Below are 17793 nucleotides of genomic sequence, written 5' to 3'. Positions count from 1 at the left end.
ATCGATTTCGATTTTCGGGCCGATGCTGTAGTTTCCCGCTTAAACGGGAAACTGGTCTTTGCGCATGGCTCTGTCGAACAAGCATATACTGCTCATCATTTCCGGCGGCATTGCCGCTTATAAGAGCCTCGATCTCATCCGCCGACTAAGAGAGCGCGGCGCGAAGGTGACGCCGGTGATGACTAAGGGCGCGCAGGAGTTCGTGACGCCGCTCGCCGTCGGCGCGCTCTCTGCCACCCATGTTTTCACCGAGCTTTTCTCCCGGCAGGATGAGCAGGATGTGGGCCATATCCGGCTGGCACGCGACTGCGACCTCGTTCTGGTGGCACCCGCAACCGCCGATCTTCTGGCGAAGATGGCGAACGGGATCGCGGATGACCTCGCTTCCACGGTGCTGCTGGCGACGGACCGACCTGTTCTGGTCGCCCCTGCGATGAACCCGAAGATGTGGGAGGCCAAGGCCACCCGGCGCAACATCGCGACGCTGAAGGGCGATGGCATTGCCTTCATCGGACCCATGGCGGGCGAGATGGCGGAAAAGGGCGAGGCCGGTGTCGGACGCATGGCGGAGCCCTTGCAGATCGCAGAGGCTGTCGAACAGTTGCTGGACGATGCACCAAAGCCGCTCAAGGGCAGGACGGCCATCGTAACCTCCGGCCCGACCCACGAGCCAATCGATCCCGTACGATATATCGCCAACCGTTCATCGGGCCAGCAGGGCCACGCCATTGCTGCCGCCCTCGCAAAGCTTGGCGCTGAGGTGACGCTCGTCTCCGGCCCCGTGACGATCCCTGATCCCGCTGGCGTGACGACCATTCATGTAGAACGTGCCGAGGAAATGCGCGACGCGGTGCTTAGCAAGCTGCCGTCCGACATCGCCGTCTTCGTCGCCGCGGTTGCGGATTGGCGCGTCGCGAGTTCTTCGGAGCAAAAGATCAAGAAGCAGCCGGGTGACGCGCCGCCGGCGCTGCAACTGACCGAGAACCCCGATATTCTGAAGACCGTCGGCCACCACGAAAAGCGGCCCACGCTGGTGATCGGCTTTGCAGCGGAAACCCAGAATGTCGAGGACAATGGTCGCGCCAAGCTTCAGCGCAAGGGCGCCGACATGATCGTTGCCAATGATGTCTCCCCTGAAACCGGCATCATGGGTGGAGCACGCAATCAGGTGAAGATCATCTCTGCAAAGGGTGTCGATGCCTGGCCCGATCTCTCGAAGGCGGAGGTTGCCGAACGACTGGCCGCACTGATCGCGGAGAAGCTGCAATGAGCCTTTTCGAGCGAAAGACATTCGACGCAAGGCTTGGGGCCTGGCCGGGTGTGCGGTTTGTCGATCAATGGGATTCGCATGTTGCCAAGGTCGGCGACAAGGTGTTTGCGGTGCTGGGAGAGCGGGACGACTGGCGGCTTGTCGTCAAATGCTCGGAAGAGAGTTTCGAAATCCTGACCTCTCTGGAAGGCATTACCCAGGCACCCTATTTCGCCAAACGCAAATGGGTGTCAATCGGCGATCATTCCCCGCTGGAAGGCGAGGAACTTGAGCATTATGTGCGCCGCTCCTACGAACTCGTGGCGGCAGGGCTGACAAAGAAGCTACGGGCAGAACTCGGTATAGTGCTGCAGAGGTGAGGCGGGCTCGTCCAACAACCCCTCCTCCAACGTCATCCTCGCCCTTGAGGCGAGGATCCATGGCCACAAGCGAAGCCCTGAGCCTTTAAGCACCAACCTGCGCAATCCAGTCGTTGAGATTGTAGTAGTTGGTCACGCGCGACACCTTGCCATCCTTCAACTCGAAGAAGGCACCAGCGGGCAGGACATAGGTCTGCCCATTGGCTTCCGGCAGGCCTTCGTCGGTCTTCAGATACTGGCCGTTGACGACGAATTCCGCAGAGGCGCGCTTGCCGTCTTCGCTGGCCATGATCACCATGTCGGTGAGGTTTTCCTTGTAGCAGTGGTTCATGTGCTGCATGAACTTGGCGAAAACGTCTTTTCCGACCTGCCGCTCACCCTGATTGATGTCGTGCACCACATCGTCGGTCAGAAGCGCCAGAAAGGCATCCATATCCTGCCGGTTGAAGGCATCGTAATAGGCGCGGATGGTTTCGACTGCGGACATGGTTCAGCTCCCTTCGAGACTTGCACAGCATTTCCATGACGGTATAACCAAGGAAAATCCAGGTGAACATGCCCATGACCGTCGAAATCCGTTCCCTTTCCGGCATCGATGCCGCACCGTTCTTCGACGATCTGTCACGGTTGCGCATTACCGTCTTTCGCGCTTTCCCCTACCTCTATGACGGATCGTTCGATTACGAGCACACCTATCTTTCGACCTACGCGAAGGCCGAGGGTGCGGTGTTCGTGCTGGCCATGGACGGCGAAAAGATCGTTGGGATGTCCACAGGCATGCCGATGATTGCGGAAACGGCTGAGGTGAAGACGCCTTTTCTGGACGCAGGTTACGATCTCCAGCGCATCTTCTATTTCGGCGAGAGCGTGCTGTTGCCCGAATATCGCGGCCATGGCGTGGGTGTGCGTTTCTTCGATGAGCGGGAGGCACATGCAAAGCGCCTTGGCGGCTTTGAATGGTGCACCTTTTGCGCCGTGGAACGCCCGGTCGATCATCCGCGCCGTCCCGCCGATTACGTGCCATTGAACGACTTCTGGGCCAAGCGTGGCTATACGCATCATCCGGAACTTCGCACCAGCTTCACATGGCAGGACCTGGATGAAGATGCAGAGAGCCCGAAGCCTCTCTCCTTCTGGATGAAAAGGATTTCCAAATGACCCGGCTCGCCGCCTGCCAATATGCAATCGAGCTGATCGAAACCTGGGACGCGTATGCCAAGCATCTCGCCGCAATCGTGGCTGACGCTAAGGCAAAAGGCGCAGAACTGCTTCTGCTGCCGGAATATTCCGCCATGGCGCTGACCGGGCAATTGCCGCCGGATGTTCGCTCCGATCTGCATGGCTCGATCGAGGCGATGCAAAGCCTGATCCCATCCTGGGTGGAGCTCTGCGAAGAACTGGCGCGTCAGCATCAGATCCTGTTCCAGCCGGGCAGCGCACCGGTGAAGGATGCCGATGGCAAGTTCCGCAACCGCGCCTGGCTGTTTGGGCCTGACGGGCTGATCGGCAACCAAGACAAGCAGATCATGACGCGTTTCGAGCGCGAACAATGGTTTATCGATGCGGGGGTGGAAGGTCTCAAAGCCTTCGATACCAGTATCGGCAAGCTCGGTATTCTGATCTGCTACGACAACGAGTTTCCGATGCTGGGCCGCAGGCTTGCCGAGATGGGCGTGGAACTGGTGCTGGCGCCAAGCTGCACGGACACATTGGCGGGCTCTTATCGGGTGCGGATCGGTGCACAGGCGCGCGCTTTGGAAAACCAGTTCGCCGTCCTCTCTTCTCCCACCGCCGGAGAGGCGCCGTGGTCGCCTGCGGTCGATGAGAATCGCGGTCGCGCCGCACTTTACGTGCCCTCCGACTACGGCATGCCGGCCAATGGCATCGTGGCGGAAAGTGAGAGCGACGCGGTAACGGAGAGCACGCTGCTCATCGTCGATATCGACCTTGCCGATGTGGCGCGTCTGCGCACGCAAGGACAGGTGGCGACGCGGCGTGACTGGAGCGAACAGTTCCCGGCCTGAAAAGCCGATTTCGCCGCGTCTTGCCGCCATAGAACAGCTTCCATTTGCCCGCGAAACCCTCTATAGCGCGGGACATGAGCACCAATTCGACCCGCACGCCCCTCGACCATATCCGCAACTTCTCCATCGTCGCCCATATCGACCATGGCAAATCCACCCTTGCCGACCGGTTGATCCAGTCGACGGGCGGCCTTGCCGAGCGCGATATGTCCGAGCAGGTGCTGGACAATATGGATATCGAGCGCGAGCGCGGCATCACCATCAAGGCTCAGACCGTTCGCCTGCATTACAAGGCCAATGATGGTGAGACCTATGTGCTGAACCTCATCGACACCCCCGGCCACGTCGACTTCGCCTATGAAGTGTCACGCTCGCTGTCGGCCTGCGAAGGCTCGCTGCTGGTGGTGGATGCCTCGCAGGGCGTGGAGGCGCAGACGCTTGCCAACGTTTATCAGGCAATCGACAACAATCACGAGATCGTCACGGTGCTGAACAAGATCGATCTGCCTGCCGCGGAGCCGGATCGCATCAAGGAACAGATCGAGGAAGTTATCGGCATCGATGCGTCCGAAGCCGTGATGATTTCGGCCAAGACCGGTCTCGGCATTCCAGACGTTCTGGAAGCCATCGTTCACAAGCTGCCTGCGCCAAAGAGCGAAGCCGGAGAGAAGGGTGCGCTGAAGGCGCTGCTCGTCGATAGCTGGTACGACACCTATCTCGGCGTCATGGTTCTGGTGCGCATCATCGATGGCGTGCTGACCAAGGGCCAGCAGATCCGCATGATGGGCTCTGGTGCCAAGTACACGATCGAGCGTGTCGGCGTTCTGACGCCGAAGATGGTCACCGTCGATAGCCTCGGACCTGGCGAAATCGGCTTCATCACCGCCTCGATCAAGGAAGTGGCCGACACGCGCGTCGGTGACACGATTACCGATGACAAGCGCCCGACGGAAAAGGCCCTGCCCGGCTTCAAACCGGCACAGCCCGTGGTTTTCTGCGGTCTCTTCCCGGTCGATGCGGCGGACTTCGAAGATCTGCGCGCCGCCGTCGGCAAGCTTCGCCTGAACGACGCGTCCTTCTCCTTCGAAATGGAAAGCTCCGCAGCCCTCGGCTTCGGCTTCCGTTGCGGCTTCCTCGGCCTGCTGCATCTGGAAATCATCCAGGAGCGTCTTGAGCGCGAGTTCAATCTCGATCTCGTCGCCACCGCTCCTTCCGTCGTTTACGAGATGACGCTGACGGACGGCACGGAGAAGGAACTTCACAACCCGGCGGATATGCCGGACGTGGTGAAGATCAAGGAGATTCGCGAGCCTTGGATCAAGGCGACGATCATGACGCCGGACGAGTATCTCGGCGGCATCTTGAAGCTTTGCCAGGATCGTCGCGGCATCCAGACGGAACTGACCTATGTCGGCAACCGCGCCATGATCACCTATGAACTGCCGCTCAACGAAGTGGTTTTCGACTTTTACGACCGCCTGAAATCGATCTCCAAGGGCTACGCCTCCTTCGACTACAACATCATGGACTACCGCGAAGGCGATCTGGTGAAGATGTCGATCCTCGTCAATGGCGATCCGGTCGATGCGCTCTCCATGCTGGTTCACCGCTCGGCAGCGGACCGCCGCGGGCGCGGCATGTGCGAAAAGCTAAAGGAACTCATTCCGCCGCACATGTTCCAGATCCCGATCCAGGCCGCCATCGGCGGCAAGGTGATCGCGCGTGAGACTGTCCGTGCGCTGCGCAAAGACGTGACCGCCAAGTGCTACGGTGGCGACGCCACCCGCAAGCGCAAGCTGCTGGACAAGCAGAAGGAAGGCAAGAAGCGCATGCGTCAGTTCGGCAAGGTGGAAATTCCGCAGGAAGCCTTCATCGCCGCGCTGAAGATGAACGACGAATAAGCACCTCATCGTTTCTATTTCATCGATCGCTATAGATCTGGAAACATCAAAGATCGGTGTGCCGCAGTGCCGGTCATCGCCCCGTCTCCCACTGCAAGTGCGACCGAACCCGCCGGACGAGCGATATCACCGCAGGCAAAGACGCCGCGCTTCGTTGTCTGCTTCGTCGCGTCCGTCTGGATGGTCGTGCCCATGAGCGTTTCCTCCAGTGAGCAACCCAATGTCGCAATCCAGGGTGCCGATATCCGAAGCTTTGGCTGAGTGAATAACCCGTCCATTGCAAGACGTCGGCCATCGGTCAGCTTAATGTCAGCATTGCCATTGATCTCTTGGATTGTCACCTCTTCCACCGCTGTTGCGCGCGCGGCCAGTTGGGCGCGCTGCTCTTTATCCGGCACGAAGGCGCCATTGGTGAAGAGGGTCGTCGTTCCCCAATCGGGCAGCATCAATCCGTGATGAATGGCGAGCGCGGATGTGGCGATCACGCCGATCCGACCCTGGTTCAGCTCGTAACCGTGGCAATAAGGGCAATGAAAGACGCTCTGCCCCCAGCGTTCGCTTAGACCGGGTATTGGTGGCAACTCGTCCGTGACACCTGCGGCGATGATAAGCCTTCGACCCGTTTGCCGCGCTCCTCCATCAATCTCGACCTCGAAGGCATCAAACGCGCCGCTGACATTTGTTGCGAGACTATCGATCCAGTCGATCGTCACATAAGCCTCGATCTGGCGACGGGCCTCGGCAACGATCTCTCCAGGCGCTTTTCCATCTTGGCCGAGAAAGCCATGCGAGTGGCTGGCAAAGCGGTTGCGGCGGTTGCCCGCATCGATGACGAGAATGCGGCGGCGGGCGCGCCCAAGCTGGAGAGCTGCGGAAAGGCCGGCATAGCTCCCTCCGATAATGATGACATCATAGGTCATGGCATGAACTCCCTCCCAAAATCATTTTCGTAACTTATATTGTTACGTGAAATAGGAAGTCAATATCATGTAACTCCGATTGTTACATTGCTATCGTCGTGGTATGGTTTGGGATGGAGATCAGATGAGACAAGATACCCGCCTGTCCAGAGTGCTGCATGTGCTGATCCATATGGAAAAGCACGAGAAACCAGCGACATCCGACGCAATCGCTGCCATGTTGCAGACTAACCCTGTGGTCGTCCGGCGCACCATGGCGGGGCTGCGCGACGCTGGTTACGTCACGTCGGAAAAAGGCCATGGCGGCGGCTGGGTTCTGGCGCGACCGCTCGCGGAGATAACGCTTCTCGATATCCACAAGGCGCTCGGGAATCCCGATATGTTTTCGATCGGCCTTTCGGGGGACAATCCGGCCTGCGTCATAGAACAGTCGGTCAACGTCGCACTGGCGGATGCCATGACAGAAGCGCAAGCGCTCCTGCTCGACCGTTTTGGTAAGATCACGCTTGCCGATCTCGCCCGCGAATCCTTCAAACGATGGGCTCAGTCGGGTCACAATCCGTCGGCGATGGAGGGTTTTTAACAAAGAAAAGCCGCCTGCCTTTCGGCAAGCGGCTCTCTCAAGTTACGTCAGCGCCGATTAAGGCTGGGTCGACGTGCCGTTGGTATTCGGCGAAGCCGGGGCAGCGCCGTTAGCTGGCGGGGTTGCCGGAGCCGTTGGCGTCATTGGTGCCGGGGCCGGAGCCTGATCGCTGACGGCTGGTGGCGTCGTGGACGACGTTGTGGTCGGGTCTGTCGTGGACGGATTGCTCATCTGCATCCAGATGAAGCCGCCGACCAGCAGGACGACGATAATCGCGGCCCATGGTGCCCAGCCAGCGGACTTGCGCTGAGCTTCGGGGGTGGTGCGCAGTTCAGGACGGTCCGGACGGAGGTTCGGATCGCGGGGCAGATTTGGGTCAAAAGTCATGGTGTTTTCTCCTCTTCCAATGCGGAGAAAATGCACGTCTGCGTGAATGGTTCCTAAAATGCCAAAAAACATGGCACTCAGCGCTTTGATGCCGTGAGTGCGCGAGAGAGAACGCGGGCGAATTGCGGATCTTCACATTGCGAAACATTGAAGCGCATGAAGCTTGAAAACGTGTCCGATTGGCTGAAAACGCTACCGGGCGCCAGCACCATATTGTCGGTCAGAGCATGGCGCGCCACCTCCACAGCATCGATGCCGGAAGGAAGACGACACCAGAGAAAGACACCCGCCTGCGGCTCCAACCAGGGCTCGATGCCGAGCGAGCGCAGCGTCTGCATGACATTTGCCCTTGCCTTCGCGAGCCGCGCCTTCAACGCTTCCATGTGCCTTCTGTAGCCTCCGTCCTTCAGCACTTCGAGCACCAAGGCTTCAGAAATCTGGCTGCCGGCGAAATTGGACGCGATCTTCATGTCCACCAAAGGGTCGAGCCAGTCCTTACGCGTGACGATATAGCCGCACCTGGCAGACGCCGAAAGCGTTTTTGAGAAGCTGCCGATCTGGATAACGCGGTTGAGATCATCAAAAGCGGCAAGCCTTGGTGCTTTGGTGATTTCAAAGTCGGAGAAGATATCATCCTCGATAATCGTCAGGCCCGCGCGTTCTGACAGCATTAGCAGACGATGAGCATTCACAGGCGAGAGGACGGCGCCCGTTGGGTTGTGGATGGCGGAATTGGTGATGTAGAGCCTTGGGCGATGTTCCTCCAGGGCCTGTTCGAAGAGTGCGATATCCGGCCCTTCCGGTGTGAAAGGCACACCCACGACCTTGACGCGATGCGCCCGCAGCAAGGCATGGAAATTGAAATAGCAGGGATCATCCACCAGCACCGTCTGGCCAGGCTCCAGTAGGAAGCGGCAGACCATGTCGATCGCTTGCGTGCCGGAATCCACCAGAAGGATCTGATCGGGCCAGACCGTGATACCTGATTCCACCAATCGCCGCGCCAGCAGTTGGCGGAGTGGAAGCAGTCCGAGCGGTGTGGCATAGTCGGTAAGGATATTGGGCTGCGAGCGCGATAGGGCTCGAAGCGCTTTTCGCAGAGCCTCTTCCGGCATCCAGGTGGGCGGCAACCAGCCGCAGCCCGGCATGGTAAGCCCCCGCGCCCCCTCCAGCGCCAGCCGCGAGACCCAGAAGGGATCGACCTGCCGGTCGAGTTTCGGGCCGATCTCTACAAGAGAGAGCGGCGCAAGCGCCGTAGCAACATAAAACCCCGAACCCGGACGCGAGCGGATCGCGCCCTCGGCGACCAGCCTCTCATAGGCTTCCACCACCGTAGAGGTCGAGACCGTCAAAGCTTTTGCCAAGGCTCTGACGGAGGGCAATTTCGCGCCCGGCGTCAATATGCGCGCGGCGATGCGGCGACGGATTTCCGCCATCACCGCGTCGATGCGGGGCGAGGCACTCTCTGTCCGGCGTTCCCTCAGTTCCATCTGTTCTGCTCATTATACCATAACAGTTTTGTCAAACTGTACTCCACCATCTCTGGCAGCGCTACTGGTTTGCAGCAATAAACGCTCAAAAGGAGTGCCTACAATGAACAGAGTGTCGAGCGGCTGGTTGAGCGGCTTCATCGGGGTATTGATTTTCAGCGGATCGCTACCGGCCACCCGCCTTGCGGTCACGGGTTTCGATCCGCTCTTCCTGACCCTTGCCCGCGCCAGTATCGCCGGGCTGCTGGGTGCTGCCCTGCTTTTGGCCTTCCGTGAGGCAAGACCCTCTCGCAACGATCTGTTTTCGCTGGTCATCGTCTCACTCGGTGTGGTCGTCGGCTTTCCGCTGTTGACCGCACTTGCCCTGAAGCACATCACCTCTGCCCACTCCATCGTCTTTATCGGCCTTCTCCCTCTTGCAACGGCAACTTTCGCGGTGTTGCGTGGCGGTGAGCGTCCCCGTCCGACCTTTTGGCTGTTCTCTTGCCTCGGCAGCCTGCTGGTCGCAGGCTTTGCCTTCAGCCTCAATGGCGAGGGAAGCCTCATCGGCGATCTGTTGATGGTGGCAGCGGTTCTTGCTTGCGGCTTGGGTTATGCCGAAGGTGCCGCGCTCTCGCGGCGACTGGGCGGCTGGCAGGTGATTTCCTGGGCGCTGGTCATCTCACTCCCGGTCATGTTGCCGTTGGCGCTTTTTTCCATGCCATCCACATGGAGCGGTATTGCCGCGCCGGCCTGGGGCGGATTGGCTTACGTCTCGCTCTTCAGCATGCTGATCGGCTTCGTCTTCTGGTATCGCGGATTGGCGCTCGGCGGCATCGCAGCCGTCGGTCAACTCCAACTGCTGCAACCCTTTTTCGGACTGTTACTTGCGGCCACATTGCTCGGCGAGCCGGTCAGCCCCGCCATGCTGGCGGTCACGCTCGGCGTCGTTACCTGCGTGGCAGGTGCGCGGAAGTTCGCGAAGTAGACTGGCCTATCAACCGTTACCGCCGCGGCCGACCCAGCGGTGCCAGTCCTCTTCTCTGCCGTTAAAGACGTTGAGATCGATCTTGCCCTCGACGCCATGCGAGAGCCCGGAACCGGAATATTGCCAGAACAGCCACTTGCGGTCCGGATAGACCCGCGATGGGTGCTGGGCAACGGCACGCAGCCAGAAGGGATAGTCGTGCAACTCCCCGGACAGGTGATCCTTGTAGAAATCCGGTGCGGTATAGATGATCGGGCGCTTGCCATAATGGCGCTCGAGCCTGTCCATGAAGACCTGCATCTTTTCCAGCACCTGGGCGCGGGAAAGCCGCATCTTGCAGGCGGACTCGCCATTATATTCTACATCGATCACCGGCGGCAGCGCGTCGGGGTCCCTCGGCACGTTGCGAATGAACCAGTCCGCCTGATGGCTTGCCGGACGGCACCAATAGAAAAAGTGATAAGCGCCGCGGCGAACACCCGCCGCCTTTGCCCGCTCCCAATTCGTCCGGAACATCGGGTCCAGATGGTCACCGCCATCGGTTGCCTTGATGAAGGCGAAGTTTGCGCCGCGCGTTCTCAAGCGCTCCCAGTCGATATTCGCCTGCCAGCGCGAGACATCCACGCCGTGAACTTCAAAATGTTTCGGCTGGACCCTGCCAAAATTGATCGGCTTGGCGTCGGAAAAGGCCGGACGAAACACGCGAGAGCGTGCGGACGATCCCGCACTCATGGCAACGCTGCCCGCCATGGCCAGCTGGACCGGCCTGTCCTGAGGAAGATTGACGCGGGCCTGGGGAACGACGGGAGGTGCTATAACCGGTTCTAGCCGCTGCTGCGTCGACATCTGCTTGTCAACGGCCGCAAAAGCGGGCGAGCCCGCCGGCATCGGTCCGCCCCATGCCAGGACTTCCTGATGCTGCTTGGTGTTGAGAGGCACTCTCTGATCGGTCTGTCCCACGCTGGCCTGCGGCACGGGGGCGGAAGGCGTAACGGAATTCGTCACCTCCTTCGAAGGCAGGCCCGCCCACCAGGGCGTCCGGCCCGGAATTGGAGGTACAGCCCGTGAGAGATAGGCAGGCGAGAACAAAAGCTGGCACTGTCGATCGACGCATGAGAACCCGTACGCAAAACAAAATCGGGACATGCGCAACTGACGCCGGTCCTGATAACCAAAAGGTATGACTAACGGGAAATTATCAAAAAAGACTGAATCCAATCTTTACGGCAGGACGGGCCTTATGCGGGTAAAAAGCGGCATGCCTCAACTCTGCGTGAAAAGTCAGTCATCTAAAGTGTGTCGCGATCTTTCAGATGCGCTCATACGCTTTGGGCCGTTGTTCTACAGCATATCGTTCCCACAAAACCGATGCACGCTTTTGCGTGGACCATGCTTTAACGGATGAACAGCTGGCTCCGCAGGGTCAATTGCCCATCAGAATATCAAGAAGCGTCGTCTGCTTTGGCCCGTTCTGCCGCGACGGTGCGGCCCCGCCGACATCCGCAGGCGGTACGGGTCCACCTCCCTGCTGGGGCGGATAGGCTTGCTGAGGATAGTCCGACGGTGGCGCTGGCACCGTGCCTGCGGTTTGCTCCGCACCCACAGGTGCGGGCGGATAATCCGTCGGTGTTGGGGCAGAGCCGCCACCGAGCGCATTGGAGATGATATCGCCGATGCTCGCTGGAGCCTGCGGGCTCTGCGCCATGGGTTGGCCGATCTCCTGACCGCCAGAGGCACCAAGCCCAAAGAGCGGTGATGGCGACAGGCCGCTATGGGCTGCCGTCATGAATTCCTTCCAGGCCTTGGCCGGCAGGCCACCACCGGTCACCTTCTTCATCGATGTGCCGTCATCATTACCGAACCACACGCCGGTGGTCAGCTGGCTGGTGTAGCCGACAAAAAGCGCATCACGGAAAGACTGCGTCGTACCGGATTTGCCGGCTGCCTGCCAGCCTTTAAGACGCGCAGCCTTGCCGGTGCCCTCATTGATGACGCCGGTCAGCATGCCGTTCATCGTCGCGGCGATGCCTTCATCCAGAACGCGAGGCGGGTTATCGTATTTGTTCTCGTAAAGAACCTTACCGTCGGCATCGGTGATGCGCTTGACGATATGCGGCGTTGCCTTGAAGCCGCCATTCATCATCGGCGCATAGGCCGAGGTCAGCTCCAGCAGCGACACTTCAGAGGTGCCGAGCGCAATCGAGGCATTGGCCTGAAGGTCGGACTCAATGCCCATCCGATGTGCCACCTGCGTGACCTTGGTCGGACCGACCTCCATGACGAGCTGTGCGGCAATGGTGTTGAGCGAGTTGGCGATCGCGGTCGCAAGCGTCACTTCACCGCGATATTTCTGATCGTAATTTTCCGGCGTCCAGTTGCCGATCCGGACCGGCGCGTCGTTGCGCACCGAGTTGGGCGTCAGGCCGGATTCGAGCGCGGCAATATAGACGAAGGGCTTGAAGGCGGAGCCTGGCTGCCGCTTGGCCTTGGTGGCGCGGTTGAACTGGCTTTCGGCATAATCGGCGCCCCCGACGACGGCGCGGACAGCACCTGAGCCGTCCATCGAAACAAGGGCAGCCTGAGAAGCGCCGAGCTTCTTGCCTTCGCTCTTCAGCACATCGTTGAGAGCCTTTTCGGCATCCTTCTCAAGATTGAGATCGATGGTCGTGTCGATCGTCAGATCCTGCTTCACATCGCCGATCAGGCTTTTCACCTCATCCATGACCATGTCGGCCGCGTAGTGCTCGGCACCGGACCAGAAGCGCTTCGCCTTGGTGGGCGGCTGGGACATGGCGGTCTTGATCTCGTCTTCGGAGATGAAGCCGACATCGCGCATGGATTGCAGCACCACCTGGGCGCGCTCTTCCGCCGCCTGCGGATCACGCGCTGGCGACAGGCGAGAGGGCGCTTTCAACAGCCCTGCCAGCATCGCCGCTTCGCCGAGATTCACGTCGCGCGCCGACTTGTTGAAGTAGCGACGCGACGCGGCCTCGACGCCATAGGCGTTCGAGCCGAAATAGACGCGGTTCAGATACATCGCAAGGATCTGGTCCTTGGTGTATTTTTGCTCCAGCCAGATGGCGAGTAGAGCTTCCTGGATCTTGCGCTCCAGCGTCTGCTCGGGAGAGAGGAACAGGTTTTTCGCCAGTTGCTGCGTCAGGGTGGAACCGCCCTGAACCGTGCGACCATGAAGAAGGTTGGTGACCACAGCGCGCCCGAGGCCGAGCGGATCGACACCGAAATGGGAGTAGAAACGGCGATCTTCGATGGCGATGACGGCCTGGGGAATATAGGGCGACATATCCTCGAGCGACAAAGCCTCGCCGCCCGTCGTGCCTCTATTGGCCAGAACCGTGCCATCGACTGCGACGATCTTCAGGTTCGGCGGGCGTTCGGGAATGGCCCATGTGCTGGCGCTCGGCATGCGTGCGCCATAATAGACGACGACGCCAGCCACTGCGATGCCTCCCCAGATGCCGAGCACGATGCACCAATAAATGATCCTGCGGAAAAAACCGGTGATCCCGCCGCGCTCACGCGTTTCCCGCCTGGACTTCGATTTCGATTTCGACGACTGGCTTCCGCGCTTTTTCGGCAGCGGAGCATCGGAAGGACCAGACTTTCGGCTGCCAGCATTGGTGCCGGCAACACGATCACTCGCATCGAGACGCAGGTCGTCGCCGGAATCGTGAAAATCCCCAAAGGAAGGTTCAACTCTCTGGCGTGATTTTCCGCTACCTGCCATCTGTCAGAAACTGCTCCGTGATAATGATGCCGCGACGGACATGCTGTCATTCAAGACAAATCCGGTTGAAGCTTAAATGCGGCGATTTAAGGTGGCGTTAAGGCTCAAAGCCCCTCACATCGGCGTCATCGCGCCCCGCCTTACTGGCAGACGTCGACCCACTCGGCCTTTGTCAAATGCGCCATGCGCTCCGGCGAGATGCGAACGGCGGCATTGATGGCGCCGGCGGCGGGAACGACTTCGGCATAGTTCTTAAGCGACACATCGCAATAGACCGGCAGATCGGATGGCAGGCCAAAAGGGCAGACGCCACCGACGGGGTGACTCGTCACCTCGACAACCTCTTCCGCACCCAACATGCGGGGCTTTGCAGCAAAACGGTCGCGGAATTTGCGATTGTCGAGCCGCTTCATGCCAGCCGTCACCACGAGGAGAATCGTGTCGCCCGCCTTAAGGCAGATCGTCTTGGCGATCTGATCGGGATCGACACCGTGAGCTTCAGCGGCAAGCGCCACCGTCGCGGAACTGGTTTCTGTTTCCAGTACCGTGATGTCTGGAGCATGGGTGGCGAAAAATTCTTGGACAGAAGCTAGGCTCATGCGCAATCTTTAGGCGGGGGTGCCGTTCAAAGCAAGACGAAACCCTGCAGGTATGCACAAAATGCAATGCTGCACTGCAATGATATGTCTGTTTTCGGACGGGAACTCCTGTATCTTACAAACATCGAAGCGACGCACTCCTCCTCCCAGCGTCGCCCGATTGGACTGACAGCACTCCTCCTCTCCCAGTTGTCAGTCAGTTTTAAAAACCCGGCGCACCTCCTCCCGCGCCGGGTTTTTTATTGCCTGAATGGCAGCCTCCGCGCCGTTACGCACACAGTTTCAAATTTCAGGAATTGCACCGTGAAGAACACGGTAACCGCAGGAAGAATGCGATCTCGTTCTTTCGCCTTCAGAGTGCTGCGAAATGCTCTACTGAAAATCGTCCGTGAGATTTGTCGCGACACCATGCTGGAGGAAAACTTGACTTATTTGTTTCCTCGCCCTACTTCTCTCGCATCGATATTTGTTTGACGACCAGAGCTTCGGCGTCCTAAAGACGCTCAGACGATCTTTCTTTCCTTCAAATTCGACCAAAACCGCGCTGATTTTCAGCGCAAAAGTAATACGCCAACGGAAGGAACTCGTTATGGCTACTGGTACAGTAAAGTGGTTCAACGCAACCAAGGGCTACGGCTTCATTCAGCCTGACGACGGCGCACAGGACGTGTTCGTACACATCTCTGCAGTCGAGCGCGCTGGCATGAGCGGTCTCAAGGACGGTCAGAAGATCTCCTACGAACTCGTTCAGGACCGTCGTTCTGGCAAGATGTCTGCCGACAGCATCGTTGCTGCCTAATCATGATTTGGCTGGTTTATCCAGCCTGTCAGTTGAAAAGCCGGGACCTCGTGTTCCGGCTTTTTGCATTTATATAAATTGAATTCCGTCTCCGCCTTGTAAAGGACACGATGCTCACCCATATAGGGTTCATCAGTGTTCCAGCAGTTCCCGATGAGGCTTTGATGAGCCGCCGCGTTGTACCCTCGTTAATGAAAAATTAACCAAGGCGCGCAATGATGAAAGGGAAGACATGAGCGACAGCCGAAAAGTTGGCGCCGTGCTGAGACACAAAACCGTTTTTGCACTTTGACCACGGATGTACTGGCACTGATCGCATAAACGGGAATGAAAGGTCGGGCTTGCCCGGCCTTTTTGTTTTTGGGGCTTACGCTCGACGGCGCAGTGCCGCTCAACGCGGCACTGCATTTTCAAAAGTCCATTACTTCGCGCTCAAGGCGGACAGGATGCGTACCCATGAGCGCGTACCCTTGTGGAAGGACTTCAGCTCGTATTTCTCATTGGGTGAGTGAATGCGGTCGTCGGTGAGACCAAAGCCGATCATCAGCGAATCCATACCGAGCATCTTCTGGAAGTCGCCGACAATCGGAATAGATCCACCCATACCGATAACAATGGCGGGCTTTGCCCATTCATCCGAAAGCGCCGACTTTGCCTTGGTCAAGGCAGGCGAATCGTAGGAGAGGTGGATGGCCGGAGAGCCACCATGCTCGTGGAAATCGACAGAGCAATCAGCCGGGATTTTCGAGCGCACATAGGCACGGAAGCTTTCGCGGATGGCTGCCGGGTCCTGACGGCCGACGAGGCGGAAGGATACCTTAGCGGATGCCTTTGCGGCGATGACGGTCTTGAAGCCCTCGCCGGTATAGCCGCCGGTAATGCCGTTGACCTCCGCCGTTGGCCGCGCCCATGTCAGTTCAAGGACGGAGCGCCCCTTCTCGCCCGCTGGAATCGAAAGTCCGACTTCGCCGAGGAAGGATTCGGCCGTGCGGCCGAGATTGTCCCAGGATGCCTTGATGTTGGCGGGTGTTTCCTCGACGCCATCATAGAAGCCCGGCAAGGTAACGCGCCCGGTCTCATCATGCAGACCGGCGAGAATATCGGTCAGAATATGGATCGGGTTGGCGGCAGCACCACCAAAGAGGCCGGAATGCAGATCGCGGTCGGCAGCGGTGATAACGATTTCTTCGCCGACGAGGCCGCGCAGCGCCGCAGCGATGGCGGGCGTCTCGTGATCCCACATGCTGGTGTCGCAGACCAGAGCGTAATCGGCTTTCAGCTCATTCGAGTTGGCGTCCAGGAAGGGCTTCAGCGATGGTGAGCCGGACTCCTCTTCACCTTCGAAAAGAATGGTGACGCGGATCGGCAGCGAACCGATCACCTGCTTATAGGCACGGCATGCCTCGACAAAGGTCATCAACTGGCCCTTGTCGTCCGACGTTCCACGGCCCGAAATTACCTGTCGACCCTCGCCGATGTCTTTCAGCTTGGCATCGAAGGGATCGTCCTGCCACAAATCGATCGGATCGACAGGCTGGACGTCGTAGTGGCCATAGAACAGCACATGCGGCGCATCGGCGGTCGCGCCATCATGATGTGCGACGACCATGGGATGGCCGGCGGTATCGCGGATGGAGGCGTCGAAACCGATGCTCGTCAGATCGCGCACCAGCCATTCGGCCGCCTTGCGGCATTCTGCCTTGTAGGCCGGATCGGTGGAGATGGACTTGATGCGAACGAGTTCGAAAAGTCTCTCAAGGCTGGAGGGGAGATTATCGTCAACCGCCGAGAGAACGGGGGAAATATCTGTCATTGCATGATCCTGTCATGTCTGGCCTGTCATGTGTGGAGCGCCAGTCGTCATTTCACTGAGCAAGGCGGTTTCCACCTCTTTAAATCTCCGCAAAGGGCGTAACGACGACGGATATCGGTCATCGCGCCAATGCGCCAGATGGCAGGACGATAGAGTAAATATGAGACGGTTTCGAGCCGGAAAACTTACTTTTCCGATTTAGCGACGCTGATGGCGCGGCTCATATATTCAAGCAGCAATTGCCGCTCAAACTTCAGCAGGTCCTTAAGCAACGCCTCTTCCGTTTCTCTCGATGCGGCAATGGCGGCCTCTTCAAGCGCGGCACCTTTTTCCGTCAGCATGATGATCTGCGACCGGCGATCTGTCGGATGGGGTTTACGCTCGATCAGCCCGTCGCGAACCATACGCGCAAGCGTATTGGCGAGCGTCGCCTGTTCGATATCGACCCGGTCGAGCAACTGGCGCTGCGTCAGCCCGTCTTCCTGCCAGAGCTCCAGCAGAACAGGAAATTGGCCGGGCGAGAAGCCGAGGGCACCGGTACGCTTGAGCAGAGCCTGGGAAAAGCCCTTGGCCAGTTGCGCCGCGAGATAGGCTGCAGAGTCCTGTCGAGAAAATCCCATCGGGCACATCGTCCGGATCATTTACATATCGTGCTATGTAGCGGCCCATGCTTTCGTGAAGCATGCGTGTCGAGAGAGGCATTTGCGCAAAAGAAAACCGCCATGACCGGGAGGGGACGGTCATGGCGGTCATATTGAGGGACAAAGGCCCGGAGAGGGGGAAAGGCCTTTGTCCGGTCTGACGCGGCGGGGGACGAGCCAGCTATCAGACTACGGCGTGATCAGTCGCCGTCCTCCTAGAAATGAGGCCGCAAATGCGGCTTTTCAAGGGAAGAGCGGATTACAAATCGGTAACGTTCCGGTGAAAGAATCGAGG

General features: G+C 58.9%; 16 protein-coding genes and 1 pseudogene. 8 read left to right on the top strand and 9 right to left on the bottom strand.

Translation table 11 applies throughout. The features are described from left to right. Positions 1–64 precede the first annotated feature (64 nt). Together coaBC and QE408_RS09270 are read left to right on the top strand one after the other, a co-directional pair. Positions 65–1270 carry a bifunctional phosphopantothenoylcysteine decarboxylase/phosphopantothenate--cysteine ligase CoaBC gene (gene coaBC / locus QE408_RS09275; RefSeq protein ID WP_306930493.1) on the top strand — a complete coding sequence of 402 codons (1206 nt, stop codon included), beginning with the start codon at positions 65–67 and terminating at the stop codon, positions 1268–1270. Further along, positions 1267–1629 (top strand): MmcQ/YjbR family DNA-binding protein, encoded by a 363-nt coding sequence (locus tag QE408_RS09270; RefSeq protein ID WP_306930491.1) that lies wholly within the window; start codon positions 1267–1269, stop codon positions 1627–1629. The genes coaBC and QE408_RS09270 overlap by 4 nt, the downstream gene beginning before the upstream one ends. Positions 1630–1714: 85 nt before the next feature. Here QE408_RS09270 and QE408_RS09265 read toward each other — a convergent pair whose 3' ends face one another. Next, complete coding sequence (locus QE408_RS09265; protein ID WP_306930489.1) at positions 1715–2116, bottom strand: ketosteroid isomerase-related protein; 402 nt, start codon at positions 2114–2116, stop codon at positions 1715–1717. A gap of 74 nt (positions 2117–2190) precedes the next feature. On the opposite strand from QE408_RS09265, the gene QE408_RS09260 reads away from it, so the two are divergent. The 3 genes from QE408_RS09260 (at position 2191) to lepA (ending at position 5554) form a co-directional block, all read left to right on the top strand. Then, on the top strand, positions 2191–2787 hold the full coding sequence (locus QE408_RS09260) for a GNAT family N-acetyltransferase (RefSeq protein WP_306930488.1): 597 nt from the start codon (positions 2191–2193) through the stop codon (positions 2785–2787). Next, positions 2784–3653 (top strand): carbon-nitrogen hydrolase family protein, encoded by an 870-nt coding sequence (locus QE408_RS09255; RefSeq protein WP_306930486.1) that lies wholly within the window; start codon positions 2784–2786, stop codon positions 3651–3653. The genes QE408_RS09260 and QE408_RS09255 overlap by 4 nt, the downstream gene beginning before the upstream one ends. 62 nt (positions 3654–3715) lie before the next feature. Beyond that, positions 3716–5554: a translation elongation factor 4 gene (gene lepA / locus QE408_RS09250; RefSeq protein WP_306934742.1), complete on the top strand. Its 1839-nt coding sequence runs from the start codon at positions 3716–3718 to the stop codon at positions 5552–5554. A 29-nt stretch (positions 5555–5583) separates the two neighbouring features. Here the strand turns inward: lepA and QE408_RS09245 are convergent, their stop codons facing one another. Beyond that, positions 5584–6474 (bottom strand): NAD(P)/FAD-dependent oxidoreductase, encoded by an 891-nt coding sequence (locus QE408_RS09245; RefSeq protein ID WP_306930484.1) that lies wholly within the window; start codon positions 6472–6474, stop codon positions 5584–5586. Positions 6475–6598: 124 nt separating this feature from the next. Here QE408_RS09245 and QE408_RS09240 point away from each other — a divergent pair, with 124 nt between their 5' ends. Further along, a complete protein-coding gene (locus tag QE408_RS09240) occupies positions 6599–7057 on the top strand; it encodes an Rrf2 family transcriptional regulator (protein WP_306930482.1) in 459 nt (152 codons plus the stop codon). A 57-nt stretch (positions 7058–7114) separates the two neighbouring features. Here the strand turns inward: QE408_RS09240 and QE408_RS09235 are convergent, their stop codons facing one another. Together QE408_RS09235 and QE408_RS09230 are read right to left on the bottom strand one after the other, a co-directional pair. Beyond that, the gene (locus tag QE408_RS09235; protein WP_306930481.1) at positions 7115–7444 is read right to left on the bottom strand and encodes a hypothetical protein; all 330 of its coding nucleotides are present in this window, start codon (positions 7442–7444) and stop codon (positions 7115–7117) included. 77 nt (positions 7445–7521) lie between these two features. Then, complete coding sequence (locus QE408_RS09230) at positions 7522–8934, bottom strand: aminotransferase-like domain-containing protein (protein WP_306930479.1); 1413 nt, start codon at positions 8932–8934, stop codon at positions 7522–7524. A gap of 103 nt (positions 8935–9037) precedes the next feature. Between QE408_RS09230 and QE408_RS09225 the strand changes: the two genes are divergently transcribed. After that, positions 9038–9901 (top strand): DMT family transporter, encoded by an 864-nt coding sequence (locus QE408_RS09225; protein ID WP_306930478.1) that lies wholly within the window; start codon positions 9038–9040, stop codon positions 9899–9901. Positions 9902–9910: 9 nt separating this feature from the next. Here QE408_RS09225 and QE408_RS09220 read toward each other — a convergent pair. The 3 genes and pseudogenes from QE408_RS09220 to QE408_RS09210 form a co-directional block, all read right to left on the bottom strand. Further along, positions 9911–11015, bottom strand: a pseudogene (locus tag QE408_RS09220) (glycoside hydrolase family 25 protein). A 309-nt stretch (positions 11016–11324) separates the two neighbouring features. After that, positions 11325–13646, bottom strand: coding sequence for a transglycosylase domain-containing protein (locus QE408_RS09215; RefSeq protein WP_306930476.1), 2322 nt, complete (start codon positions 13644–13646; stop codon positions 11325–11327). A gap of 140 nt (positions 13647–13786) precedes the next feature. Beyond that, positions 13787–14245, bottom strand: a complete 459-nt coding sequence (locus QE408_RS09210) for a YbaK/EbsC family protein (RefSeq protein ID WP_306930474.1) — start codon at positions 14243–14245, stop codon at positions 13787–13789. A gap of 589 nt (positions 14246–14834) precedes the next feature. On the opposite strand from QE408_RS09210, the gene QE408_RS09205 reads away from it, so the two are divergent. Beyond that, on the top strand, positions 14835–15044 hold the full coding sequence (locus tag QE408_RS09205) for a cold-shock protein (RefSeq protein ID WP_027674583.1): 210 nt from the start codon (positions 14835–14837) through the stop codon (positions 15042–15044). Between the two features lie 421 nt (positions 15045–15465). Here QE408_RS09205 and QE408_RS09200 read toward each other — a convergent pair whose 3' ends face one another. Both QE408_RS09200 and QE408_RS09195 read right to left on the bottom strand, forming a co-directional pair. Next, positions 15466–16857: a M20/M25/M40 family metallo-hydrolase gene (locus QE408_RS09200; protein WP_306930469.1), complete on the bottom strand. Its 1392-nt coding sequence runs from the start codon at positions 16855–16857 to the stop codon at positions 15466–15468. Positions 16858–17042: 185 nt separating this feature from the next. Further along, positions 17043–17477, bottom strand: a complete 435-nt coding sequence (locus QE408_RS09195) for a MarR family winged helix-turn-helix transcriptional regulator (RefSeq protein ID WP_306934741.1) — start codon at positions 17475–17477, stop codon at positions 17043–17045. Positions 17478–17793 lie beyond the last annotated feature (316 nt).

Origin of the sequence: Agrobacterium larrymoorei, assembly GCF_030819275.1 — a bacterium.
GTDB lineage: Bacteria > Pseudomonadota > Alphaproteobacteria > Rhizobiales > Rhizobiaceae > Agrobacterium > Agrobacterium larrymoorei_B.
Note: the sequence above shows the minus strand (reverse complement) of the source record. Positions and strands in the feature narration are given on the sequence as shown.